The following is a 24871-nucleotide window of genomic DNA, read 5'->3' on the forward strand; positions in this document are numbered from 1 at the left end:
ATCATTGTGTTTGTCAAATATAAATTCCTGGTTATTTCCCCTTTGAAATACATGATACACGGTGCCAGGATGCTCCACCCTTAGCTCTCTTCCCACATAATACCTACCTGGCTAAATTATACCAGGTGGTCATTCAACCATCAATAAATTAATAAGTTTAGTGCCTGGCACCAAGGTTATCCATACCCAAGTTATTTAGCCTTGTCCCTAACAATAACTTCGGCTTCCTTCAGGTTATTAACCGTGTAGATTTTGTTAATAATTTTATCCAAAACCTCCACATCATTAATACTCTTTACTTGTGCTTGCAGACTAGCGGATGATGCAGAGAACCTGGCATCCAGGTATTTGCAGATGGCAGCTTGGGCCATTAGCACCTTTCCTTCGGTTAACCCCCTTTTTTACTCCTTCGGCTAATCCCTGGGCTTTAGCTCCGGTCATCATGGAGATTTCATCCCTTACTGACTTCTCTCGCAGTTCGTACAGCCTGCGCTCTTGCTGGTTCTTGAAGAATATCTGCTCTATGGTCATGGCCTTGCGAATGCCGGGGTTTCCCATAGCGATCTCCTCCATTTCCCGATCCAGTAATTCCACCCAAACCAATTCTTTCCCCGGTGCTGGCTTTAGTACCGCATTCAGGAAGCTAATCAATGCTTCTTTACCTTCTTCTGATCCCATTATGCGTTTAAATGCGTAATCATTGGTGCGGTTAATGCTTTGATATTCTACCAAGCCTTCACCCCCGAAACCTTTGCCATTATTATATCAGATTCTAGTACTGTTGCTAAATTACCTACTAATTTTCCCAATTTATGTGTCACTCCTTTCTTCTGGCTGGGATATGTAAAAACCCCGCATCTTGGCTATGTTTAGCTCAAGGATACGGGACTTTCTTATTAGGAACATAGAAAGCCCCATCACTACCGGCAACAGTGATAGGGCTAGGTTAGAAGCATTATCTTTAAGATTAGGCAGTGAGTTGCTTTGACGGGGGAAATTATTGAAGGAGTTGACTTGATGGGTGAATGCTCCGGGGTAATGCCTAAATCCAAGGTTTGTATTTTACTTTAGTCTATTAAATTATTAACTTAAGCAGGGACTGTCCCCTTTTGGGAGAAACTGGATGTCCCGGAGGGCTTCCGGTTTCTCCCTCGAGCAGAGATATATGATCACACTAAACTGGTTGCCATTCATTCTCGTTCCTACAACCGTGGTGAGAAAATCATGAAATTGGAGCATTACCTACCTGTGATAGCAACAAAGCCACGTGCCGTAAAAAACGCTCTAGTAGTGAGAAAGTTACCTGAACTTTATCAAAAACTGCGGGTTATGTTATGTCAGAAGGAACCTGAAGGTTACCGGGAATATGCTAAAATTCTTCTCCTTAACCTGGAGTTTAATTTTGAAGATGTACTTTTGGCTATAGAAGAAAGCTTTAAATCCGGGTACATCGGCCTTGAATATATCAGGCAGATACTAATTTCAAAGGGATTAAAGTCTAATACACAAAACCAGGGTTCAACCCCTACTACGCTTCCTAAACTGGACATCCCCGTGGATAACCCATCTAAGTTCAACTATCTCATTGGAGGTGTTCCAGCGTGAGCGAAGCATTGGATCCCAGGGAAGCGATGGTGGATATATACTGTAAGCAACTTAAACTTCCGGGGCTAAAAGTATCCTTTAGGGAACTGGCTCGAGATGCCATGACTCAAAATCTCACCCCTACTTCCTTTTTAGCTGCCTGTCTTGCTAAAGAAGTAGAAATGCGTGAACAAAAACGATTAACTACAAGGCTAAAACAAGCCAGGTTTAGTGAAATTAAAACCCTGGAAAGCTTTGAATTCACCAGTATACCTAAGCTCCCCAAAACAAAGATAATTTCCTTGGCAGAGTGCAAGTTCATAAAAGACCGAGAAAATATTATTTGTGTAGGGCAGTCCGGGACAGGTAAATCCCATATTGCCACTTAATTGACATTACTAGAGAGTTGGATCACGGCTCACATTCATGCCTTCAAGTTCTTCGGTGGTGTGACCAGAATGATTGTACCGGACAACTTAAAAACTGGTGTGGAAAAGTCCTCCCAGACTGATCCCATTATTAACCGCACGTATCAGGAAATGGCTGAACATTACAACACCTCTATTATGCCAGCCAGAGTACGTCACCCTAAAGATAAACCTAGTGCAGAAGGTACTGTAGGTATCATCTCCACTTGGATTATTGCCTCTCTCCGCAATCAGCAGTTTTTCTCAATTAAAGAACTCAATGAAGCCATCCACAAAAAATTAACGGAATACAACACCAAATCTTTTCAAAAAAAGCCAGGAAACAGGCTTTCCGCTTTCACGGAAGAGGAGAAATTTGCGCTAATTCCACTGCCTGCTTCCCCATACGAGCTAGCTACTTGGAAAAAAGCCACCGTACAATATGATTATCATATATCTGTGGATAAAATATATTACTCAGTTCCTTATGAATATATCAAACAACTAGTTGATGTCCGGATTACGAAGAATGTGGTGGAAATTTTCTTCAAACATTTCCGTATTGCCTCCCATAAAAGGCTTTCTGGGAAAGTAGGACAAGCATCCACAATTCCAGAACACATGCCTGATAATCATAAAAAATACATTGAGTTCAACCAAGATTCAATTCTTGAATGGGCAAGTAAAGTTGGATCACACACATTAACCACTGTTAAAAGCATTTTAGCCTCTTACAAGACAGAAAAGCAAGGACTTAAATCTTGCTTAGCACTAATGAAGCTAGCTGATAAACATTCGGTTGAACGCATCGAAGCCGCATGTAAAAGGGCTCTAGACTATACCCCCAGACCCACCCTAAAGAGTATTCAAACCATCCTAAAGACGGGCCAAGATAAATTATCTGAGGTGAATCCAACTGTGGATAACACAACTAAAAAGACAGCCAGCTCTTACGGATTCACTAGGGGAGCCGCTTACTATGGAGGTAAAAACAATGACTAACGAAAATACAATATCAAAATTAAATGATATGCGTTTAACTGCAATGGCCGAAACCTACAGGAAACAGTTGCATGATACCGATTACCGGGAACTATCCTTTGAAGATCGCTTCAGCCTTCTTGTGGATGTGGAATGGTCACGGAGAAAGAATAATAAGCTGAACCTCCTGATTAAAGGATCACAATTCCGGTACAACCAAGCATGTATTGAGGATATAGAATATCATCCAGATAGAAAGCTTGATAAAGCTCAAATTCTCCGGTTGGCTTCAGGTCAGTATATTCAAGATCACCACAATATCATTATTATGGGTGCTTCAGGTAACGGCAAAACCTATCTAGCTTGCGCCTTTGGAGTTGCTGCATGCCGGCAATTCTACAAAGTTAGGTATGTACGGCTACCTGATCTACTTGATGAATTAACAATCGCCAGAGGTGAGGGCATATTCCAAAAGGTTATCAAGCAATACAAGAAAGTTAATCTCCTTATACTAGATGAATGGCTTCTAACACCTTTAAAGGGGAGCGAGGCACGGGACCTTCTGGAAATAGTGGAGTCAAGACATCAGACAGGTTCAACCATTTTTTGTTCCCAGTTTGATCCTAGAGGGTGGCATGAAAAAATAGGTGAGGTAACCTTGGCAGATTCCATTTTAGACCGTATTGTCCATGATTCCTATACTATTCTGATTGATGGGGAGATATCTATGAGAGAACGACATGGTTTAGAAAAATAACCATCTCGGGTCACTACTAAAGGTGGTGGCCCTATTAATGTCATCGGTGGTTCAATTTGATGTCATAAGTGGCTCAAAAATATGGCATAGTTGGCTCTTTCCTATGGCAATATTCACGTTATCTGAATGCAAAACCAGTGGCTCATTAGCTAGAGTACGTTTCTCAGACATTATGGCCCGTCGTACTAATATGCTAGCATTTTCAGAGGACTCTTCAGTCCAGATATCCCAAGCAACTATCTTACGGCTGAATAGGTCTAAAATTAGATATAGGTAGAAAAAAATGCCCTTAGCAGGACCTGGTAACCAAGTAATATCCCACATCCAAACTTGGTTTGGACTTGTAGCACAATGAGTTGAGATTGGCTTAGCACATGGTTTTTTAGCTCTTCCACGATGATGTTGCATGTTGTTTTCTTTCAGCACCCGGTAAAATGTTGACTCTGAAGCTAGGTAAATGCCTTGGTCGGCTAGTCGGGGAACAATTTGACTAGGTGGTAAACTCTTAAATTCAGGTTGATTGGCAGTTTCTATAATGGCTTGTCTTTCATCTATGCTAAGCTTGTTTGCAGGTTCCGGCCGTTTAGCATTCTTTCGTTGGTCTTCAATAGGTGTTAAACTACTTCGCCAACGTTGCAGGGTACGTTGAGTAATTCCAAGTACCTTACAAGCCTCTGGTTCTCTAGCCCCGTTAGCAACAGCTTCTTTGATCAGTGAAATGGCTTTTTTGCGATCTGAGACACTGATCATTCGTCCTCGGGGTCCCCCCAGATCGCTTGGGCCTTTTTTCTTAGAACTAAAAGTGCAGCAGTTTCAGCAAGTGCAGCTTCTTTTCGTTTAAGTTCCTTTTGGAGATCTTTTAGTTCACGATCTTTTTGGCGAAGATCCTTTTGTAGCTGAGCAGCTTGTTGGGCAATACCGCCATTGGCCTGCATACAGGCATCTCGCCAGGCTTCCACCTGTTCAACAAAGAGACCTTTTGAACGGCAATATTCAGCCATTTCAATCTCGCTTAAAGATGCTGTTTCAACAACTATCAGAAATTTATCCTGTGTACTCCATCTTTCCGCTTCAGGCTCACCGCTTGGAACAGCTATGCCGTTAGCTCTGGCCTTCTTCTTCCAAGCGTGTAGCGTACCTTCGGAAAGGCCGGTTTCTTTAGAAATGGCTTTAACGGATTCATTATTGGGGGGCATCATTCTTTTTATAATAGAGTATTTAAATTCATCACTGTATCTTGTCATAATTTCCTCCCTAGCAAGCTACTTTACTAACTATAGTTCATTTAGAGGTCTATGACAACTATCCTAACACAGGGGGCCCTTCAGAAACCGCTAAAATATTGGGCTCAGAAATATGCAATTTACTCAATAAACAATTCATTATACTACGATTAATCGTTAGTTTTTTATTGTTTATTGAAGACATCAATAATTTTAAGGAGTTCACTTGTATTTTGCTTCATTAAGTCTAAATCATTCTTTGCCTCTACATTTAGACGAATTACCGGTTCTGTATTTGACATTCGAAGATTAAATCGCCATTTATCAAATTCAAGACTTAAACCATCTGTCCAGTCAACTGAAGTACTTTTATTTACAAAGTGCTGCTCTACATTTTTTAGGACTTCCTGGGGATTGTTCACTCGTCTATTGATTTCTCCACTGGCGGGATAAAGTTTAATTCTTTCATTGATTAATTCTGATAAAGGTTTCCCTTGCTTACACATTATCTCTAATATTAATAACCAGGGAATCATTCCACTATCGCAATAGGCAAATTCCTTAAAGTAATGATGTGCAGACATCTCCCCACCATATACTGCATCTTCCAAACGCATACGTTCTTTAATAAATGCATGTCCTGTTTTACTCTGAATAGGTACCCCACCAATTTTTTTTACAAGGTCTATAGTATTCCAAGTTAGACGTGGGTCATGAATAATTTTGGCTCCTATATGCTTTGATAGGAATGACTGGGCTAATAAGCCTACTATATAATAACCTTCAATAAAATTACCCTGCTCATCGAATAAAAAACAGCGGTCAAAATCACCATCCCAAGCAATACCTACATCCGCTCTAGTTTGCCTAACGACTTCTGCGGTTACCTCGCGGTTCTCTGGCAACAAGGGGTTAGGAATACCATTTGGGAAGGTACCGTCTGGGTTGTGGTGTACCTTTATGAATTGTACTGGAAGATACGGTTCCAATGCATCAATAATCTGACCTGCACTACCGTTCCCGGCATTCACAACCATTTTCAAGGGTTTAATTAAAGAAATATCTATATAAGATAACAGATGTTGGACATACTCATCCATAATGTTGACTTTGCGGTAATCACCTAGGGCAATATTTACTTTAGATTCAAAATTCCCGCTTACTACAAGTTCCTCGAGATCCCTTAAGCCACTGTCCCCGCTGATGGGACGAGCCTCACCCTGAACCAGCTTCATCCCGTTATAGTCCTGAGGATTATGGCTGGCAGTAACCATGATGCCACCGTCTAAACCAAGGTGAAAGGTTGCAAAATAAACCTGCTCGGTACCGCAAAGTCCGATATCTGCCACTCTGCAGCCCTCTTCCCTTAACCCACGGGTCAAAGCAGCTGCCAAAGCAGGACTGGTTAGCCGCACATCATAACCAACAACTACTTGCTTTGGATTAAATAACTGCGCATAGGCCCGTCCAATGCGGTAAGCCACCTCCTCGTTTAATTCCTCCGGCACCCGACCTCGAATATCATATGCTTTAAAAGCCTTCCGGCAGTTGGCAATGTTATGTTCTGCCATTCGTATAACCTCCGAAATTAACGTAATTATATTATTATTCCCGTCCTATCCCTAAATAGGTTCAACTCATGCTCCACATATTCAGAAAACTCTTGTCGAAACCTCTCAGAAGAAAAGTGCTGGGCATTTTCCCTACATGCCTGCGGCTTTATTTTGTCCCTTTCTCGTTCAAAGAGATCTACCGCAGATAATAGTGATTCTACTGTTTGTTGCCTAAAGAATACACCTGTGGGTGAAGGATTATCCAATCCCCGAATAGTTTCTAAGGCCCCACCTCTGCCAAAGGCTATGACCGGAGTACCACATGCCTGGGCCTCTACTGGAGTAATTCCAAAATCCTCCTCCGCCGCAAATACAAATGCCTTAGCCCGCTGCATATAGTCTTTTAGCTGATCAAAGGGCTGATAACCAAGTAAAGTTACGTTGGACTTGGCCTTTGCTTTTACTTTATTAAAATCCGGTCCGTCACCAATGACTATTAGATTCTTATCTGGTCTTTGGCTAAAAGCTTCTACAATTAAATCCATTTTCTTATATGGAACCATACGGGAGATAGTTAAATAAAAATCTTCTTTATACTCACCTACGTCAAATTCATCCACAGCCACTGGGGGGTAAATAACCTTCGCTTCTCGGTGGTAAACCTTCCAGATGCGACGGGAAATAAAACATGAATTCGCTGTAAAACTATCTACCCCGTTGGCCGTCCGTATATCCCACATACGTAAGTAATGAAGCAGTACTTTGGCAGTCCAACCTTTTAACCCCCTGTTCAGCTTAGCTTCCTGGAGGTATTGGTGCTGCAAATCCCAGGCATAACGCATGGGTGAATTGACATAAGAAAGATGCAATTGATCCGGTCCCGTAATCACACCTTTAGCCACGGCATGCGAATTTGAAATTATCAAGTCGTAGGCGGAAAGGTCAAGCTGTTCCACCGCCAGTGGCATAAGTGGTAGATAGGAACGATATTTTTTTTTTGCAAAAGGTAATTTCTGAATAAAGCTAGTCTGCGAGAGCTTTTCCTGAAGGAAACTGCGCTGATTGTAAGGGATGAAATCAACCACACTGTACAGATCGGCGTCAGGAAATATTTTGAGCATCTGTTCTAGCACTCTTTCGGCTCCCGCATAGGTGACGAGCCAATCGTGAATAAAGGCAGTTTTCATAATCCATCCCTCTGAAATATTTTAAAAAATAAAAATTTTATTATTTGAAACTCTCAAAAAACATGACTTTTATTCTTTACAAGACTGGCGGGCGTACCAACATAAACACCTGATTCAATAAGATCCTCTACAACCGTTGCCCCAGCACCTATAACCACATCATCTGCAATTCTGACTTTATCAATTACTATGGCCCCAGCACCAATAAACACTCGTTTACCAATTTTACAACGACCCGCAATGGTGGCATTGACTGATATATGAGAAAAGTCCCCTATCTGGCATTCGTGTTCAACTACAGCTCCAGTGTTGATAATGCCCCCTTTTCCAATGATTGCGGATGGGCCAACGTGGGCGTGGTGGGCTAGGAGTGTACCCTCGCCAACCGTTACACCTGCTCCTAAATAAGCTAATGGCGAAACGATGTTTGTCAGCGAGAAACCATTCTCTATAGCTATCTGTATCTGATGCATGCGTTGCCAATTGTCTCCAGACGCCGGAAATACTAAGCAACCCATAGGTAAGGATGTGGGGAATGTCTTGTGTACATCAAAGCTAAAAATCTGTTCTCCCGGTCGAGCGCCGTGATCTACGAATAAAAGTTCTTTAAACCCAATGTGTAAAGCGATATCAGCAACACTTCGTGCGTGTCCACCACAACCCATAATCAGTAAGCTGAGCGTCTTCATTATTACTTCCCCCGAGATTCTGCTATTTCATCCAAAATATTAATGTAATCGTCTACTACATTTCTCCATGTCCGTTTACCAACCACTTCTTCAAAAAATTTACGCTGTCGTTTATAAAGCTCTCCCTTGTTCTCTAATGCCCACTCTATCCGATCTGCTATATCTCTGTAATCATAAGGATTAAAGAGCATATCAGAATTGAGTTCTGGATCAACCATAACTTCTTCTGTCACAGGAATACGTGCCATCACCACCGGTGTCCCAACCGAAATAGCTTCCGCGAAAGTAAAAGGGCACCCTCCCTCAGAAAGGCTAGGGTTAACAGCCAGATCTGCCAGTCGATAACAAGCTGCGAGCTCTTGAGCTGTTAAACCATGTAGACATAGTACATCGTTTTCCAGGTTGTTTTCGTTAATAAAACTAATAATTTCGGGTGTAGTTTTCGGATTACCTGTTAGGACTAATTTTAGTCCAATATATCGGCGTTTTAAAAGATGATTATATGCCCGCAGTAAACTAATAACATTCTTGTTCGGACGAAACTGACTGGCATAGAAGATAAAACGTACATTACCACTGCCAAAAATTTTTGCATTAGGGTGATTAACTACCTTGCTTAACGCTCCTCGGAACAAACTTTGGCATAATTGGTTCGTTACAGAATCATTGAAAGGACATCCTGAAGCAACGACGAGTTCGTCTAAACGGTTAGCACCGTGCGGTACAACATAAACGTTATTTGGATTCACACTGTAACGTTTAACAAGAGTATTCCACATAACATGCTTGCTGTAGGTTACAAAATACTCTCCGCCTCGTATCGCCTCCTCAACCTGCCTGAAATTCTCTAAAAACCGTTCGCCACCTACCCCTGCAAAACCAACTGGAAAATCACCTAACACAACGTCAGGCACGCACATTAACCGTGGTGCAGAAATCTCGTTAAAATGAGGCCAGAACGCAGTAGGGCAATACCAAGCTATAACATCCTGTCGCCGTTCAATCAATCTCCGTAAAATTGCTGATTCTGCCTCTTCCATATAGCGGTACAATCTAACCACCCGGGAATTCTGTTTGGGCTCCCTAAGGATTTGCTGTTGCCTCCGCCGATAGGATTGAACCTTTGAGTTTTTTAACATTATTTGACCAACCTTTTTTCCAAAAGAAAAGATCTTAGAAACGACTAGTATTATGCCACGAAATATTCCGAACATTAATAGAAACGGTAAAAAAATTATCCCCAATAGAATACCTAAGGTTAGACTTCTCATTCCAACTAACTTTTTTTCAATTAATAAAGATAAGTTATCTAAGAAAACGTGCAAACGCTTTAATAATGCCCTAAATTTACCCCGGCTTATACGTCTTTGTTTTATTTTAAGGTAACCCTCATAAGCCCTTAGTAGTAAAGGCTTACTGCGTGGTGAAATAGTTTCAAAGGTTTCTGGATCAACATCGGCCTCAGAGCACAGTTGTTGCAAACTCTGCCGTGTCCAGCTCGGACAGGCCACAACAAAACACACATTGTCCCGTTCCTGAGCCCCTTTTAAAAATTCCGCCAGATGACGACCAAGGCCTTCTGCACGCAGATCAACCGACGGCGGATAGGCAAGATATATACCATATTTTTTTACAGACATGCTCGTACCGCCTCCCAGTAAGCCCCTGCTACATTTTCTAGAGATTGCATGGCTAATTTTTCAGTTGTGGGCAACAGGTTCCTCCGGCTTTGAGCTTCTCTTTCCATATATTTGAGTTGCCGTGCCATATCCTCTGGATTGTACGGATCCATCCATCTTAAATTTAAATCAAACTGCGTATCGATCTCGCGCATGGCAGGATAGTCGCTCGAGAGTGCAGGTACCCCTAGGGCTGCAGCTTCTATTACACTAAAAGTACCAGTATCTATTAAGGCAGGATGCCATAAAAATGCCGCTAATGAAAGTTGAGATCGGTAGACCTGTTCGGGCAGTTCGCCCAAAACTTTTACATTATTGCGTAACTCCTTACTCCCCATAAGCATTTTCTTTAGGGGTTTAAGATGATCCTCTTTACTTTTCAAAATATTTTCAGTGTTAACACCGCTAATACAGCACTCAAGTCTTCCGCCGTACTCTTCATAATAGATAAGCAAAGCCTTAAACGCGTTTACGTGATTCTTATGTGGTGCCAGATTTGTGGTCCACAAGAAGTATCTTGGATTACCAGTGGGTTTACTAATAGCATCGTTCAGCCAATAATGGGGCGCCAGCATGGGTACTTTAACTATTTTTCGTTCTGGTATTCCGGCAAATTGAACTGCATCCCCGCGGGTAAATTCTGTAGTAACCATTACCCGCTCTGCTACGTGTGCACTTGCAATAAATTTTGCGTTGATATCAGTAGATAGGACCTGAATATAACGCTGTAGATAATCATATACTACTAACACATAGGGGCGTAGTGGTAATAACGGATGTTCCAATCGATCCGATACTACGACCCATAAATCGCAATCCAGGAACTGGTTTATGCCGTCATCCGGAATTTGATATGATGCTGACTCCATTGGTAGGTAATCTAAACCGGCATATACCATAGCCCGATATGCTTCCTTGCTATCAACGACACGCCACCAAAAAGGACGTCGCTTAATGTTTGTTGGCAAATCATTAAATTCCTCGTCAGGGTAAAGTGAGGGGTTATCTAGGTGAGCTAAAATAACCTCTGCAGGCTCACTTGCTTGTCGACTTCCTAAATCTATAGCCTGTGCTAATAGCTTTGCAGCTCGCAGTGACCCACCCCGATAGCCTACAGGGATGAATACTACGATACGGTATTGTCTCCTATCAGGTGTTAACAGCCTCTTTCTACTCCGCTCTAAGCCTTCTAGTATTCTGCTAAATCCTTCCTGCCAGGCACCCTCGCAGTTCTCAGGCCTCATCGGTTCTAGGAGACAAGTCTGGCTGTTTCGAATTTCCTCAATAAGAGACCAATCATCGTTTAAAATTTTCTTAATTTTTCGTCGGGCTTCTGCAATTGTCTTACAGCGGCCAGGTAGATTCTTACCGCCTAATCGATCTAGCATACCCCCGGCCATAAAAACAAGAGGCATACCCGCCCTGATAGCCTCAAAAGGATGGTAGTGAATATGGTTTGGTTCCGTACTATGGTAAAACATCACACGCATTTGACGCATTCTTTCTTCATGCATATCAATAGGCAAAAAACCAGATACGTTGGGGTCATTTGTTCGTATGGGCTGAGCTCCACCAATTGAGTACGGAAAACCTTTAAACTCCCTCAAAAAATCTACATATATTTTTCTATAGTAAGGATTGCATCCAATATCTGGACATATAAACAATACTTTTCTGTCGTTTCCCTGCCAGTTATCATTAATGGATGCATTATGTAATCCTAACGGCAAATATACGTTTTGTGTTCCTATATATTCATGCTCGTTACAATGAAGGTGTCTGTATGCCTCTGCAAACCAAAAACGATCTCCAAGAGCTTTAATGTAAGCACGTCCCTTGTAGGGCGTTATCATATCAAGCAAACTTGAATAACTAGTTTCTTTAGGCATTCCATATGCCCGTAAAAGCACCGATCCACGGAAGTGCTTAACAATCCCACAAACAACTTCAGGGTTCCACAAAATAAAGAAAATAATATCAAAATATTTATTAGCAATTTCCCACGCCTCTGGTCCAGGATCAGAATACCAGTCTGCATTGTTTAGGACTGTTAGGTCTTCCTTTGGAATAGTTAAATTTTCATCTTCCGAGTAATCAATTGATGCACTACGAAAGTTTGGGTCTTTTGGGAAAATTTTGGGGAGAAAAATCTCATTAATACCAATTTTCTTAAGCATTTGTACTTCAAATTTTCTCGCAGAAGTGTGATTAAGTAACCACATTACTCGTATTTTTTTTTCTCCAATCATCTTAAGCTCCAATCCCATTAACTCTTTTATACGTTTTCACTGCTTCAGTTATCTCACCATCAAAAACAATTTCTCCTCGGTGGAATACTACTCCTCGCTGACAAATAGTTTGCAACGCACTAAAGTCATGGGAGGCTAAAACCAAGATTTTAGCTTGTTCCACTAAATCTAAAATTCTTTTTTTAGCTTTGACCATAAATCTGGCGTCCCCCGCACCGATTACTTCATCAATTAACATGATATCCCCGCCCACAGCGGTAGAGATAGCAAAGGCCAGTCGAACTTGCATACCCGCAGAGTAGGTTTTGATTGGATAATCAATGAACTCCCCCAGATCAGCAAAAGCTACTACTTCTTCTTCGATCTCCCGAAGTAACCGGGGTGATAAACCAAGTAAAAGACCTCGATAAAAAATGTTTTCTCTTCCCGTTGCATCTGGTTCAAAACCAAGGCTCAAATCAAAAAGAGAGCGTACATTACCCTTGATAATGCGTCGGCCGCTGGATATAGGATAAAGGTCGGCAGCCATTTTGAGAAAGGTACTTTTTCCAGCACCATTGTGTCCAAGCAGCCCTACTCGCTCTCCTGCACGGACTTCCAGATTAATATTCTTAAGGGCATGGACATCTTGTACTGCATTCTTTTTTTTATTTCCCGTTAAAATATTCCCTAAAAGGGTCTTAAGAGAACGTTCTTTAAAAGCAACGGATGAGTAGTGAAGGTTAACATTTTCAAGCAAGATATATGGCGATGTCATAGGTAAAAGATCACCCTTTCCTCTGCACGTCTTCCTACAATCCAAGCAAGAAAGCTAAAAACTAACATTGTACCCAAGCAGTATGCATAGTTTTCAAATGTAGGCCATTTCCCATGCAGAAGTGGTGCACGAACAAGCTCCAAGAGGTGGTAGATCGGGTTATAATCAATCAGCGCATGCAAATCTCCATTGCGAAATATTTTATCTTCAAAGTATATTGGTGACACAAACCACATAGCCTGAAAAATTAAACCCAGGGCATGTGGTAGATCACGGAAGCGTACTGCTATGTATGCTAAAGCCGTAGCTAGGGGCCACACAATAAGCGCAACAATTGGATAAATAGATAAAGCGGCTAACCATGTCCAGCCAAAATTTTTTGGCATTACTACTAATACCCAAAGTACCAGACTAATGCTGGAAAGCATCAATACCATCAAATTAGTTAAAGTAGTGCGAAGTGTGTAGATTGCTAGTGGATGTCTGCACTGCTTAATATAGGCATCTGCTTGAACAAAAGAAAGAGCTCCTCCAATGGCAGTGGCAATTACAAAATCCCAAAGCACCATGCCTGAGAGAATATAAGGAGCATATTCACGTATCTCTGTATGAAAAATTTTACTAAACACTATGGATAGCAATGCTGTCATACCAAGAGGCTGAATTATTGACCAGAGGATCCCAAAAAAGGATCGGCGCCATCTGGAACGTAAGTCAGATAATGCAAGATGAGTAAAAAAGTATCTTGCTGCCCAGACTCGCTGGAAATAATTACTCACTAGACCATCTCCATTGTCTTTTACAATTCATCCTGAATCCGTAAAGTAATTTTCTGCCTCACCCCATAATTTATAGGGAAATGAAGGAATATGTAGAAATATACATCTAATCGATATTTCTAATCTTCACCTCAGGGGTGCAACATGAAAAAGATAAGAAACAAGAAAATCAAAACCAAAAACAGAGACGATGATAGGCTCACTATCTTTGAAATTGAACAAGGTGACGAAGAGCTAACCACCCATTCGGGCTTAGCTCTTATCGGAGCCTTACTGACTAATACCAAGATAAAAACACGACTGAACAATACAATGTCTGCTGAACAAAAGAAACCCCATATTTCTAATGGAAGTGTTGGTATTGCCTACATTGGCTTGTTATGCCAAGGCAAGAGTGATTTTGACCACATTGAACCCTTTCGAGAAGATAATTTCTTTGCAATCTCGTTAAACATCAAAGAGACACCGTCAAGCCCAACCCTTCGCCAACGATTAGATATGGTTGCTAAAGATAAGCAATGGAATAATATCCTGTTGGAAGAATCTGCGGGGCTAATCAAAAAAACAAATGCACCACTAACCCCAGCGTACCTGTGTCGAGAAAATAGAGCTTATCTTCCACTAGATATTGATGTGTCTCCCTTTGATAACTCCAACACCAAAAAAGAAGGGGTCTCCCGCACCTACAAAGGCACCGATGGTTACGCTCCCATCTTTGCATATCTAGCAAAGGAAGGTTATTGCGTAAATACTGAGCTACGCCAAGGGAGTGAACATTGCCAAAAGAACACCTCAGAATTCGTTGCTGAAAGCATTCGCTATGCCCGAAAAATTACCCAGTTGCCTTTGCTTTTAAGGATGGACTCAGGCAATGACAGCGCTAGTAATATTGAAATTTGCTTAAATGATGATACTAAGGCTGATTTCATTATTAAGCGAAACCTTCGCAAAGAAACCCCTGAAGGGTGGCTACTATTGGCAAAGAACAATAAAGATATTTACTGCCAGGAACGTGAAGGTAAAAAAGTCTACTATGGTTCCATGATGAAATACAAAAAGGAGCTGAAAAGAGAAATCAGGGTAGTTTACAAAATTACCGAAAGAACCTTTGGTAAAGATGGCCAGATATTTCTCGTACCCCAGGTGGAGGCAGAAACCTATTGGACCTCATTGCCAGACCCTCCACATGTAATCGAAAGACTATACCACGAACATGGCACCAGTGAGCAGTTTCACAGCGAACTTAAGACAGACCTGGATTTAGAAAGACTGCCCTCTGGCAAATTTGACACTAACAACCTAATACTACATTTTGGAGTAGTGGCCTACAATCTGTTGCGCATGATAGGACAATCAACAACTAGAATGCAGCATGTGCCCTTGCGAAAGCAGGCAGAACGCCGTAGGATTAGGACGGTGATTCAGAACTTAATCAGGTTGGCATCACTGTTAGTTTCACATGCAAGAAAGAAGAAATTACGATTTGGAAAGCACAGCCCCTGGTTTGAAACATTTAAACAAGCTTACTCTGTGTGTTTAGCAAGATAGAAATATCCACAGAACGATAAAACTTTGCACTAAAAGGAGTGCTTAGATTTTTATTGCCAAATTTAAGCTCAATACTATTGAGAGATTCATTAAATGCTAGTGGCAATTCTTAAAATATAAATTTTTACATATTTTACTGAAAGATAAGGTTACAGAATAGGTAACTCACGGATTCAGGAATTCATGCTTGTTATTAAAAACTGGTAATAGGTTTTACCATCTTTGATTTTGAACCAGATGCACATATGCTTTTACAACATATTTTTCTGAATACATATAACTTTCATTAAGAACAATTAACAACTAAATTAATCTTTAGGCAAAAAAATTCTTAATAGTGCTACAAATAAAATCTACTTGCTCTTTTTTTAATCCAGGCCAACTTGGCATGTTTATACCCTTACTACCAAATTCCTCTGCTACTGGGAATATTTCAAACCTTTGATTGTACATTGGCATTGTATGCACCGGGTAAAAAAGTGGTCTTGTTTCAATACCAGCATTCGCCATGTGTTCACGCAAAGGATCCCTTATTTCCTCATTCTCAACTAAAATAGAACACATCCAATAAGAGTGATAGACTTCCCCAATTTCATCATGAAACTTAACTGGCGCTACGGATAAACTATCTTTATACCATTGAGCTAATTGTCGCTTTGCTTTTATGAAGTCATCAGCTTGCTCTAACTGAGCAAGCCCAATTGCAGCACATATATTAGTCATTCTATAATTAAAACCTATTACATCATGCCAATATTGGCGATACTCAGCAACACCTTGTCCCTTAAGATGAACCAATTTATTGTGTAGAGACTTATGCTTGGTAACTACCATTCCCCCCTCACCCGTTGTAATGGTTTTATTACCAAAGAAACTAAAAGTCCCAATGTCACCAAATGTACCAACATGCTGTCCTTTGTATAAAGAACCAAAGGCCTCCGCACAGTCTTCAACTATGAACAAATTATAGTCTTTAGCAATAGAGGTTAATCGATCCATGTCACACGGATGACCATATAAATGAACTACCATTATGGCTTTAGTTTTGGGAGTAATTTTTCTTTTAACGTCATCCGGATCCATTTGCCAAGTTGTTTTAAGTGAATCCACAAAAACAGGGGTAGCCCCAGTATATGCTATTGCATTTACTGACGCTATGTAAGTAAAAGTTGGAACTATAACTTCATCTCCTGGCCCAATACCCAATGCTACTAAAGCTAAATGAAGCGCTACAGTACCATTAGATACTGTAGTCGCATATTTACTATTGATATAAAAAGAAAAGTTATTCTCAAACTCTGCCACATATCTACCCTTAGAAGATATCCAGCTCGTCTCTAGACAATCCTGTACATATTTCATTTCGTTTCCAGTGAGGCTAGGCTGATAGACAGGTATCTTAAGCTTATTAATTGTACTCACCTCTTACTTAATTAAAATTAAATAAATTATTCATGTCCGTTCTTAATTTCAAATCCATTATTTTTACATAAAAGATCCCGTTTAGCTATTCTCAAATCTTCTTCTACCATCATATTAGCCAGTTGGTTAATAGTAACTTCTGGATACCAGCCTAACTTTTCTCGTGCTTTAGTTGGGTCTCCTAATAAGAAATCTACTTCGGTTGGTCTAAAATATCTCGGGTCAACACAGACCAGCACATTACCAGTACCACTGTCTACTCCTATCTCATCTACACCTTGACCACGCCATTCAATTTGAATGCCAATTTGATTAAACGCCAGTTCAACAAAATCCCGTACAGAGTATGTTTCCCCAGTTGCTATAACAAAATCCTCGGGCTTATCTTGTTGAAGCATAAGCCACATAGCTTTTACATAATCTCCAGCAAAACCCCAGTCTCTTTTAGAATCCAAGTTTCCTAAATAAAGCTTCTTCTGTAAGCCCAATTTTATCCTGGCAACAGCACGGGTAATTTTTCTGGTTACAAATGTCTCTCCTCTAAGAGGTGATTCGTGATTAAATAGAATACCATTGCATGCAAAAATATTGTATGCCTCTCTGTAGTTTACAGTAATCCAATAGCCATATAGCTTTGCTGCTGCATATGGACTTCTTGGGTAAAAAGGAGTTGTCTCTTTTTGTGGAGTTTCCTGAACCTTTCCAAACAATTCGCTCGTTGATGCCTGATAATACTTTGTTTTCTTTGCCAATCCTAATATTCGAATAGCCTCTAAGAGTCTTAGTGTTCCTAGAGCATCAGAATTTGCAGTATACTCGGGAGATTCGAATGAAACTGCAACATGACTTTGTGCAGCAAGGTTATAAATTTCGTCAGGTTGCACCTCTTGAATAATTCTTATTAAGTTAGTAGCATCTGTTAAATCCCCATAATGAAGCTTTAATCTTACATCTTCTTCATGAATATCTTTAACTAAATGATCTATTCTTTCAGTATTAAACATTGATGCTCGACGCTTTATACCGTGCACTTCATAACCTTTCTGTAATAGAAACTCTGCCAAATATGCTCCATCTTGTCCTGTAATACCTGTTATTAATGCTTTTTTCACTATTTTTCCCCTTCCTAAATACATTAATTGCTATAAAATATTTATATACAAATACTAGCATCTGCCAAAGTCATCATTTATTCTAACAATATCATCTTCTTCCAAATATTCACCTAATTGTACTTCAATAACTTCTAACAATACCTTACCTGGGTTCTCCAGTCTATGCTTATAGCCCGTTTGAACGAAAGTGCTCTCTCCACTTCTTACTAAGAAGTCTTTACCCTCAACTGTTACTTTTGCAGTTCCTTTAACAACAATCCAGTGTTCACTTCGGTGGTGATGCAACTGATAACTTAACTTTTTCCCAGGAAGTACACTAATACGTTTAATCTTGTAAAATAACCCTTCTTCCAGAATAGTATAAGAACCCCATGGTCTATATGTAGTTAAATGATAATCTACTTTAGAATCTTTTAGCTTCTTTAATTTATCAACAACTTCTTTAACCTTTTGCGATTGATCCTTCTTACAAATCAATAAAGCATCTTTTTCATCCACTATTATTAAATCATTGACGCCAACAATTGCAACAGCCTTATCCTTATCTGTGTAGAGGAGGTTATTAGTGGAATCGATTAGTATGTCTCCATCAAACACTACATTATTATTCTCATCTTTTGCGAACTGATCGTAGAACGCGTCAAAGCTACCCAAGTCTGTCCACTTAACGTTCATTGGAACAACTGCTACCCTTTGAGACTGCTCCATAATTCCATAGTCAATCGATATATTCGGTGTTATTTCATACGTTTTCTCTATATCATTTTCTTGGAAACTCATAAATACTTCTGGACAGTATCGCTTCACTTCCTCTGTAAAGATATCTGTCCGGAACATAAACATACCACTGTTCCAAAAATAGCCTTTATTTATATAACTCTCAGCTGTCTCTAAATTTGGTTTCTCTTTAAATTTGTCCACCCTATAGCCCTGCCCTATAGCAGATTGGGGTTTAATATACCCATAACCAGTGTGTGGCTTTGAGGGTTTAATTCCATAAGTTATGATATAATCATTTGCGAAATTAACACCCGATAGAATAGTTTCAACAAATGCTTTTTCGTCTTCAATTAAGTGATCTGATGGAAATACCACTGAGATATCGTCACCATTTTTCTGAATTTCCTTTACTGCATAATAAATAGCTGGCAAGGTATTTTTACCAGACGGCTCGATAAGGATATTCTTCTCATTAAACTTATAACCAAGCTCTTCAATCTGCCCTAATGCTAAAAAGCGATACTCTTTGTTTGTGACTATAAATATTTGGTTAGAATCTGTTATTTTTAAACATCTCTTAAAAGAAGTCTGAAAGATTGATTTATCCATTCCTTTCAGTTTCAAGAATTGTTTTGGGTAGTTTGTTCTGCTAAGTGGCCAAAGTCTTGTTCCACTGCCACCTGCTAAGATAATTACTTTCATTTATAACTCCTTCCTGCTTACAATCTTATTAATAAGCTCCCTCTCGTTTTATAACAACTCGAATTGTCTTTAGAAGAAGTACTATATCCAACCAAATTGACCAATTCCTAACATACCAGGTATCTAATTTAAGTCTTCCTTCAAATTCAATAAGGTTCCGTCCACTAACTTGCCATAGACCTGTTATTCCTGGTTTTGCTACTAGTATGTCATGAATCCAATCCCCCATCTGGTTCTTTTCCCTAATCAAATAGGGTCTTGGTCCTACTAGACTCATATCACCAAGAATTACATTAATTAATTGGGGTAATTCATCTAAGCTGTATTTTCTTAAAAAGCAACCAACCCTGGTTACTCTGGGATCATTTCCCTTTAATTTGTTATAAGTCTGCCACTCCTCTCGGGCGTCCTTATTTGCCTTGAGATAACTTTTTAGTATCTTATCCCCTGCCAAATACATGGTGCGGAACTTGTAGCATATAAAAGTTTCACCATTTTGTCCCAATCTTTCTTGTTTAAAGAAAGCGGGTCCCCGAGAGTCAACTTTTATTAATACTGCTAGGATAACCAAAATTGGAATGCAGAGAACTGAAATGATAGTTCCTGTAACAATATCAAAGGCACGCTTAATACCTCTGTTGAGGGCAGATCTTAACTTATTCTTAATATTCAGTAACAGGGTTTGTTCATCAAAGAAATATTCAACTTCAATTCCGTTCATGGATAAGCCAAAAAGATCCGGTACTACCATAACATTATTAACCAGTGGCTGCAGCCTGTTAGTTAAAGTAACCAATTCTTTAGGCGGTAGCCCTGGGGCTGCGACAATAACATCTTGGACCTTTGTTTTAGCAATAAGTTCTTCTGCATCTTCAAAATTACCTAATATAGGTATTCTTAATCCTGACTTAGATTCATGAATATTGATTAACTCTTTATTATCATCCAAAAAACCTATGGACTGATAGCCCATGGTATACTCACGTGTTAATGCCTTAAGAACCAATTCTCCAGTCTTACCTGCGCCAACAATTAAAACGGGTTTACTCCAAACCCCAAGCCTAACCAATAATTTTTTACCTAAATACCTAAGTAAAGGTATATACAAAATACTAATTAACCAAGACATGATAACTAAAGTTCTGGATATTTCTGCACTTAGTTTGGCCATGTAAAGAAAAGAAATGGCTAATGTCACTGCCAAGGTCGAGGACTTAAGAATTTTTTCGACTTCCTTCCAGTAGGGAAGTCTTTTCTGATATAGGTCCTCATAGGCCATACAGACGATTAATACTAAGGGTAGCCACCATAGGTTAACGATAGTATCGTTTAACAACTCGGGCTTAAACAACCCCGGAAGTATTATTGGCAAAAAGTTTATTCTAAGTATATAGGCAGTTAAAAGACTAAAGCCTATGGCCAATACGTCTAATATAACCAGTGCAGGGACAGCTATAAGGGTTTTTGCCGTTGTAAATGATTTCATTGTTCTTGATTCATACTGATAGGGAACATCCATTGATGGTTTTACTGCTGGACCCCCAGACATTGAAACACCTCCAGCAGATTTGTTAACTGGCAATTAACGATAAAAGTTGATTATACTGTTTTTTAATATTTGGATTTTCTTTTTCTGCAGATTTTAAAAGGTTTTCCGCTTTGCTGATATCACCCTGCTTCTGAGCAATTAATGCTTGCCAAACAAGGGAATCTTTATTAATCTGAGGATTCTGGGAAGCTTCATTAATGTTTTGGGCTGCTTGAACTAGGTTCCCTTGAATCAAATTAGCAATACCTATGTTTAGTTTTATTTTGTCAGTTACTGCAAGTGGTTGTGCATAAATCCAAAGTTTTTTCTTTTCTGGACTTATTTTTTTAAGCACAGCTGTTATTTTATCCGGTATAGCTATTGTTTCTTTGGTATAATTAGCCACAGTTTTGGGTTGCTTATTTTGCAATTCTCTTAAGGCTACATTTATCAGTGTATCTGAATATTGTTCATAATACTTAACTTTTAAGGGTGCTAATTGAATGGCCCTTTCAGCAGTCGTTACGGCCTTCTCAGTTTCACCTGCTCGTACGTATATAACAGCTGCCTCCAGATATCTATCTGGATTGTAGGGGGCTAACTCTATTGCCTTGTCAGCGTTTTCTACAGCTTGCTTAGGCATTTTAAAGGCACTATATAATTGGGCTGCAAGGCCATATGTCTTAGCTTCCATTGGGTTCATTGTTATAGCCTTTTCCGTTAAAGCTATGGCCTCCTGCCCTTGTCTTGCATTAAGTGCTTTTATAGCAGCATCATAGAGGTTATCGGAAGAAATCATTATTAAAGATCCTGTAAAGATGACCAATGTAACAATAATAGAGGCCACTAATGTGTATCCTGAGTACAGCTTTCCCTTTTCTTTTGGGCTTTCCTGGCTAAAGTTCTGGTCCAATCTTACCATGCACCCTACTAAGGTAAAAAGGATCATCGTTAACGCAGCTAAGGATAAATTAAAATCTATTACTGAGTGGGACAAAATTGCTAAGATCGCACAAATTAAAGTGGCTGCCATCAATTTTTCTTCCGTGCGGGAGAATTTAAATACTCTATAAGCAAGTTTTATAAACATCCCCCAGATGGCAATTATTATAAGCAAACCCAAGAGACCTGCTTCGATGGTTGCTTGCAAAAAATAACTGTGCATTACGCGTACATTATAAGCATAGCTCTGGAATATTGTATAGGCTTCTGCCCAACCTCCGCCGCCCCACCCAATGAATGGTCTTTCCTGAATCATTTTGAAACTATCTTCGTACGTTGTGAAACGTTCCATAGCTCCAAACATATGTATTTTTTCTAAAAGAATATCAAAAATCCCTGTATGGTATAAAGCAAATGTCCCCCCTAGGAGCATACCTAGCAAAAAAATAAGTATTTGTTTCAATGAGATATGGGGTGCTTTTGATTTATATTTATTAATAATCCACTGGTAAAGGGAAGTAATTATTATACCAGTCATCACCCAAAGCCATGCCTGAAAAACATTCTTATTCATTATACTTAAAAGAAACATCTTGCTGCCTAAGAAGGCAAATAGAGCTAATAATATGTTACTAAGGATTAGGATAAATCTTTTATTGTCTGGATAAAGAAGCCATAAAAGTGAAGAAAAAATACCAAATATGATATAGCCACCATGGGATTGAGTTGAGAAAAATACCAATAACAGAAGATATGTACTGGAGCTAAAAAAATAATTAGTTAGTTTATTTTTGTATTCCTCCGTGAGATAAAAGCCAATAAAAATAATTGCAGTCAAGAAGGATGCTAAAGTATTTTTATATTGAAAGACTGAAGCAATGGTACCTCCATCGCGTAGAGAATATGCATCCTTTATATCTAACCAACCTGAAGCAACAAACAAGCCTGCTAATGCTACACACACTCCGTTAAAGAATAAAACAGCAAAAATTTTTTCTATATGTTTAGATGTGCGAATTACACGAACAGCGGTCCAAAAGACAAAAAAATACAAGATATTTTCAAATACTTCATCAATAGCCAAAGCATAGTTAACAGCTGAAAAAGAAGCAATGATATAAACAACTGGTAATGCTAAGACTAAATAATCTAATGGATTTGAAAAAAAACGTACGTTTTTCCTTTGAAAGCTAATTATTGAAGCAAAAAGAAAAAGGATAGCTGCAGCTAGTAATGCCACTCGCTGATTATCTGGAAAAAATAACCCATTAAAAAAGGGACCTATGAATAACAGGCAACAAAGTCCCCAATATGTCAGACGGTCAAAAAGACTCTCTGTTTCTAGTATTACCTCATTACCTAGTAATGGTGTTCTTGTGTAGCCCATACACTAACTCTCCTTATTCTTTTTTATTCTACATTTTTTATTCTACAATTACATTATATATCCCTTTCTCATATTTGTTTTTTAAGTTTATAAAATCTGGCTTCTTTGCCAGAAAAATGTTAGCCTGTATTTTCCTTAGATAACAGAACCTAATGGGGTTCTCTGACTTTATAATTGCACTTAACATAAAACCACCCTAGTATGAAAGAAATTCTCCTCAGGGTGGTTTAAACAGATTCAACAATCTAAGATACTTTTGATTTATGCTTTTGTTTTATTTTGTTCCATTTCTTTTAGAGCATTGGTAACATGTTCTTTAATAGCTTCTAATTTAATATTAATGTTAAGCATTTTACATATTTGCAGCAACTTAGCCTTTTCATCTTTGTATTTTCCGCTGACTAAAAATATCATAACCAATTCTTGTACCAATAAAAGTTTTATATTAGGGTCCAGCGCCTCCATTGGCTGTAGTATTTCTTCAATACTATATTTTTTCTGTACTTTCGACCATATCCTAGAGGCATACTCTTCAGGTATACCGTAGTTTTTCAAGATATTATACACCACCATTTTCTGGGATTCGGTAATTTTCTCACCAGAAGTGGCAATAGATGTTAAAGTTTCAACGTATATTATTCTATCTTCTAAGGTTTTAAATAGTTCCATTTTTTAATGCACTCCTTTGCTGAATCTTCATACTAACTATTCATTATAACATTACTTTGTCATTTTTTAGCTTCTTTTAGTAAAATTTTTGGTAAAAGTAGTTTTCCTCTTTTTATCCGCATTAATTCCCCTTGCCCACATTAAAACCCTGTGATACTAATTCACAGGGTTTTAATTTTTTATAAAAATGCAATAGAGCATTGGTTGATGTCTGCATCTGAATTCACAATTGTTTCCGGAGTAAATTTAAAGGATCTTAGTAAAAACATTCCGGGTTCTAAAATATATTGTTCTATTACAAAAGCAGCTCTCGCAACTATAGACTTATTGGTATCTACAATTCCAAATTGAAATCTTGAAAGTACTGTTGGCTTAGCTAACCTATGCCTAAGAACTATTGCTACAGTTAATGAACCATCGTTATTCTTTTCTATACTGTATGTATCAATATTTATTGACCCTTCTTGGACTGATGGTAGTTTTTTTAAAAAAGTAGTAAATTGCCTCATTTGTTCTTCATTTAAAGGTTCCGGTAGTCTATCTTCTATCACAAGCATATACGGAGGTATATTTCTACTATTGAAAGCTATTTTGAGATCCTTAAGAGAGTTATCAAGAGTTAAATCTTCTTTGCCTAGATAAAATCGCCAAGGTCTAACGCTATACGCAGGTATATCTCCCATGTCACTCAAATTTATAGTTACACTAGCTAGCACTTCTCCCTTTGGATTTAATATCTTTAGAGGTGTCTGAGTAAAACATATTTTATGAGATGTAACGTTTCTTAGATAAAAACCTATTTCAATTTTGTCTTCCCAGTTAACGGTATAAATTGAGTCAATTGCAACAGTTCCATCAGTAATTTGAGGTAAATTATTTATCTCTTCTTGCATTAAATGTAACTCAATATCAGATCTCTTTTTGTATATTTCATCTTGATGTAATGAAAGGTTGAGCGCAATGCTCATTTTTAAATACCCCCTGCTTAATATT

General features: G+C 39.0%; 22 protein-coding genes. 5 read left to right on the forward strand and 17 right to left on the reverse strand.

Translation table 11 applies throughout. From position 1 onward, the window contains the following. Window positions 1–312: 312 nt before the first annotated feature. Complete coding sequence (locus DRED_RS16600) at window positions 313–732, reverse strand: PD-(D/E)XK nuclease family transposase (RefSeq protein ID WP_011879410.1); 420 nt, start codon at window positions 730–732, stop codon at window positions 313–315. Between the two features lie 492 nt (window positions 733–1224). Here DRED_RS16600 and DRED_RS19430 point away from each other — a divergent pair, with 492 nt between their 5' ends. The 4 genes from DRED_RS19430 to istB are packed head-to-tail and all read left to right on the forward strand — an operon-like array spanning window position 1225 to window position 3729. After that, complete coding sequence (locus DRED_RS19430; RefSeq protein WP_011879411.1) at window positions 1225–1605, forward strand: hypothetical protein; 381 nt, start codon at window positions 1225–1227, stop codon at window positions 1603–1605. Beyond that, the gene (locus tag DRED_RS18905; protein WP_011879412.1) at window positions 1602–1973 is read left to right on the forward strand and encodes an ATP-binding protein; all 372 of its coding nucleotides are present in this window, start codon (window positions 1602–1604) and stop codon (window positions 1971–1973) included. The genes DRED_RS19430 and DRED_RS18905 overlap by 4 nt, the downstream gene beginning before the upstream one ends. After that, complete coding sequence (locus DRED_RS16615; protein ID WP_238442548.1) at window positions 1974–2993, forward strand: Mu transposase domain-containing protein; 1020 nt, start codon at window positions 1974–1976, stop codon at window positions 2991–2993. Further along, the gene (istB, locus tag DRED_RS16620) at window positions 2986–3729 is read left to right on the forward strand and encodes an IS21-like element helper ATPase IstB (protein ID WP_041274374.1); all 744 of its coding nucleotides are present in this window, start codon (window positions 2986–2988) and stop codon (window positions 3727–3729) included. The genes DRED_RS16615 and istB overlap by 8 nt, the downstream gene beginning before the upstream one ends. A 51-nt stretch (window positions 3730–3780) precedes the next feature. Here istB and DRED_RS16625 read toward each other — a convergent pair whose 3' ends face one another. The 9 genes from DRED_RS16625 to DRED_RS16665 form a co-directional block, all read right to left on the reverse strand. Next, the gene (locus DRED_RS16625) at window positions 3781–4479 is read right to left on the reverse strand and encodes a DDE-type integrase/transposase/recombinase (protein ID WP_011879414.1); all 699 of its coding nucleotides are present in this window, start codon (window positions 4477–4479) and stop codon (window positions 3781–3783) included. Then, a complete protein-coding gene (locus DRED_RS16630) occupies window positions 4476–4973 on the reverse strand; it encodes a transposase (RefSeq protein WP_011879415.1) in 498 nt (165 codons plus the stop codon). Before DRED_RS16630 ends, DRED_RS16625 begins: the two co-directional genes overlap by 4 nt. A 164-nt stretch (window positions 4974–5137) precedes the next feature. After that, a complete protein-coding gene (locus tag DRED_RS16635) occupies window positions 5138–6523 on the reverse strand; it encodes a phosphohexomutase domain-containing protein (RefSeq protein ID WP_011879416.1) in 1386 nt (461 codons plus the stop codon). Window positions 6524–6549: 26 nt separating this feature from the next. Next, the gene (locus tag DRED_RS16640) at window positions 6550–7692 is read right to left on the reverse strand and encodes a glycosyltransferase family 4 protein (RefSeq protein ID WP_011879417.1); all 1143 of its coding nucleotides are present in this window, start codon (window positions 7690–7692) and stop codon (window positions 6550–6552) included. 53 nt (window positions 7693–7745) lie between these two features. After that, window positions 7746–8381: a NeuD/PglB/VioB family sugar acetyltransferase gene (locus tag DRED_RS16645; protein WP_011879418.1), complete on the reverse strand. Its 636-nt coding sequence runs from the start codon at window positions 8379–8381 to the stop codon at window positions 7746–7748. A 2-nt stretch (window positions 8382–8383) separates the two neighbouring features. Further along, window positions 8384–10021 carry a glycosyltransferase gene (locus DRED_RS16650; RefSeq protein ID WP_011879419.1) on the reverse strand — a complete coding sequence of 546 codons (1638 nt, stop codon included), beginning with the start codon at window positions 10019–10021 and terminating at the stop codon, window positions 8384–8386. Further along, on the reverse strand, window positions 10012–12327 hold the full coding sequence (locus DRED_RS16655; protein WP_198006908.1) for a glycosyltransferase: 2316 nt from the start codon (window positions 12325–12327) through the stop codon (window positions 10012–10014). The genes DRED_RS16650 and DRED_RS16655 overlap by 10 nt, the downstream gene beginning before the upstream one ends. After that, window positions 12311–13066 carry an ABC transporter ATP-binding protein gene (locus DRED_RS16660; RefSeq protein ID WP_011879421.1) on the reverse strand — a complete coding sequence of 252 codons (756 nt, stop codon included), beginning with the start codon at window positions 13064–13066 and terminating at the stop codon, window positions 12311–12313. Before DRED_RS16660 ends, DRED_RS16655 begins: the two co-directional genes overlap by 17 nt. Continuing rightward, window positions 13063–13845, reverse strand: a complete 783-nt coding sequence (locus DRED_RS16665; protein WP_011879422.1) for an ABC transporter permease — start codon at window positions 13843–13845, stop codon at window positions 13063–13065. The genes DRED_RS16660 and DRED_RS16665 overlap by 4 nt, the downstream gene beginning before the upstream one ends. A 144-nt stretch (window positions 13846–13989) precedes the next feature. On the opposite strand from DRED_RS16665, the gene DRED_RS16670 reads away from it, so the two are divergent. After that, a complete protein-coding gene (locus DRED_RS16670; protein WP_011879423.1) occupies window positions 13990–15393 on the forward strand; it encodes an IS1380-like element ISDre4 family transposase in 1404 nt (467 codons plus the stop codon). Between the two features lie 315 nt (window positions 15394–15708). On the opposite strand, the gene DRED_RS16675 is transcribed toward DRED_RS16670, so the two are convergent. The 7 genes from DRED_RS16675 to DRED_RS16705 form a co-directional block, all read right to left on the reverse strand. Further along, the gene (locus DRED_RS16675) at window positions 15709–16815 is read right to left on the reverse strand and encodes a DegT/DnrJ/EryC1/StrS family aminotransferase (RefSeq protein ID WP_011879424.1); all 1107 of its coding nucleotides are present in this window, start codon (window positions 16813–16815) and stop codon (window positions 15709–15711) included. A 26-nt stretch (window positions 16816–16841) separates the two neighbouring features. After that, entirely contained in the window at window positions 16842–17927 is a 1086-nt protein-coding gene (gmd, locus tag DRED_RS16680) for a GDP-mannose 4,6-dehydratase (RefSeq protein WP_011879425.1), read from the reverse strand. Between the two features lie 54 nt (window positions 17928–17981). Then, complete coding sequence (locus tag DRED_RS16685) at window positions 17982–19352, reverse strand: mannose-1-phosphate guanylyltransferase/mannose-6-phosphate isomerase (protein WP_011879426.1); 1371 nt, start codon at window positions 19350–19352, stop codon at window positions 17982–17984. Between the two features lie 28 nt (window positions 19353–19380). Then, a complete protein-coding gene (gene wbaP / locus DRED_RS16690) occupies window positions 19381–20901 on the reverse strand; it encodes an undecaprenyl-phosphate galactose phosphotransferase WbaP (protein ID WP_011879427.1) in 1521 nt (506 codons plus the stop codon). A gap of 22 nt (window positions 20902–20923) precedes the next feature. Continuing rightward, the gene (locus tag DRED_RS16695) at window positions 20924–23209 is read right to left on the reverse strand and encodes an O-antigen ligase family protein (protein ID WP_011879428.1); all 2286 of its coding nucleotides are present in this window, start codon (window positions 23207–23209) and stop codon (window positions 20924–20926) included. A 261-nt stretch (window positions 23210–23470) separates the two neighbouring features. Then, on the reverse strand, window positions 23471–23878 hold the full coding sequence (locus DRED_RS16700) for a hypothetical protein (RefSeq protein WP_011879429.1): 408 nt from the start codon (window positions 23876–23878) through the stop codon (window positions 23471–23473). 179 nt (window positions 23879–24057) lie between these two features. Continuing rightward, entirely contained in the window at window positions 24058–24846 is a 789-nt protein-coding gene (locus DRED_RS16705; protein ID WP_011879430.1) for an SLAP domain-containing protein, read from the reverse strand. Window positions 24847–24871: the final 25 nt, after the last annotated feature.

This window comes from Desulforamulus reducens MI-1 (assembly GCF_000016165.1).
Lineage (GTDB): Bacteria > Bacillota > Desulfotomaculia > Desulfotomaculales > Desulfotomaculaceae > Desulfotomaculum > Desulfotomaculum reducens.

Coding starts and splice junctions, on each gene's coding strand:
- DRED_RS16685 (WP_011879426.1), bottom strand. CDS start 19,352: ATGAAAGTAATTATCTTAGCAGGTGGCAGTGGAACAAGACTTTGGCCA.
- istB (WP_041274374.1), top strand. CDS start 2,986: ATGACTAACGAAAATACAATATCAAAATTAAATGATATGCGTTTAACT.
- DRED_RS16695 (WP_011879428.1), bottom strand. CDS start 23,209: ATGGGCTACACAAGAACACCATTACTAGGTAATGAGGTAATACTAGAA.
- DRED_RS16670 (WP_011879423.1), top strand. CDS start 13,990: ATGAAAAAGATAAGAAACAAGAAAATCAAAACCAAAAACAGAGACGAT.
- DRED_RS19430 (WP_011879411.1), top strand. CDS start 1,225: ATGAAATTGGAGCATTACCTACCTGTGATAGCAACAAAGCCACGTGCC.
- DRED_RS16645 (WP_011879418.1), bottom strand. CDS start 8,381: ATGAAGACGCTCAGCTTACTGATTATGGGTTGTGGTGGACACGCACGA.
- DRED_RS16640 (WP_011879417.1), bottom strand. CDS start 7,692: ATGAAAACTGCCTTTATTCACGATTGGCTCGTCACCTATGCGGGAGCC.
- DRED_RS16655 (WP_198006908.1), bottom strand. CDS start 12,327: ATGGGATTGGAGCTTAAGATGATTGGAGAAAAAAAAATACGAGTAATG.
- DRED_RS16660 (WP_011879421.1), bottom strand. CDS start 13,066: ATGACATCGCCATATATCTTGCTTGAAAATGTTAACCTTCACTACTCA.
- DRED_RS16630 (WP_011879415.1), bottom strand. CDS start 4,973: ATGACAAGATACAGTGATGAATTTAAATACTCTATTATAAAAAGAATG.
- DRED_RS16650 (WP_011879419.1), bottom strand. CDS start 10,021: ATGTCTGTAAAAAAATATGGTATATATCTTGCCTATCCGCCGTCGGTT.
- DRED_RS16635 (WP_011879416.1), bottom strand. CDS start 6,523: ATGGCAGAACATAACATTGCCAACTGCCGGAAGGCTTTTAAAGCATAT.
- DRED_RS16705 (WP_011879430.1), bottom strand. CDS start 24,846: ATGAGCATTGCGCTCAACCTTTCATTACATCAAGATGAAATATACAAA.
- DRED_RS16700 (WP_011879429.1), bottom strand. CDS start 23,878: ATGGAACTATTTAAAACCTTAGAAGATAGAATAATATACGTTGAAACT.
- wbaP (WP_011879427.1), bottom strand. CDS start 20,901: ATGTCTGGGGGTCCAGCAGTAAAACCATCAATGGATGTTCCCTATCAG.
- DRED_RS16625 (WP_011879414.1), bottom strand. CDS start 4,479: ATGATCAGTGTCTCAGATCGCAAAAAAGCCATTTCACTGATCAAAGAA.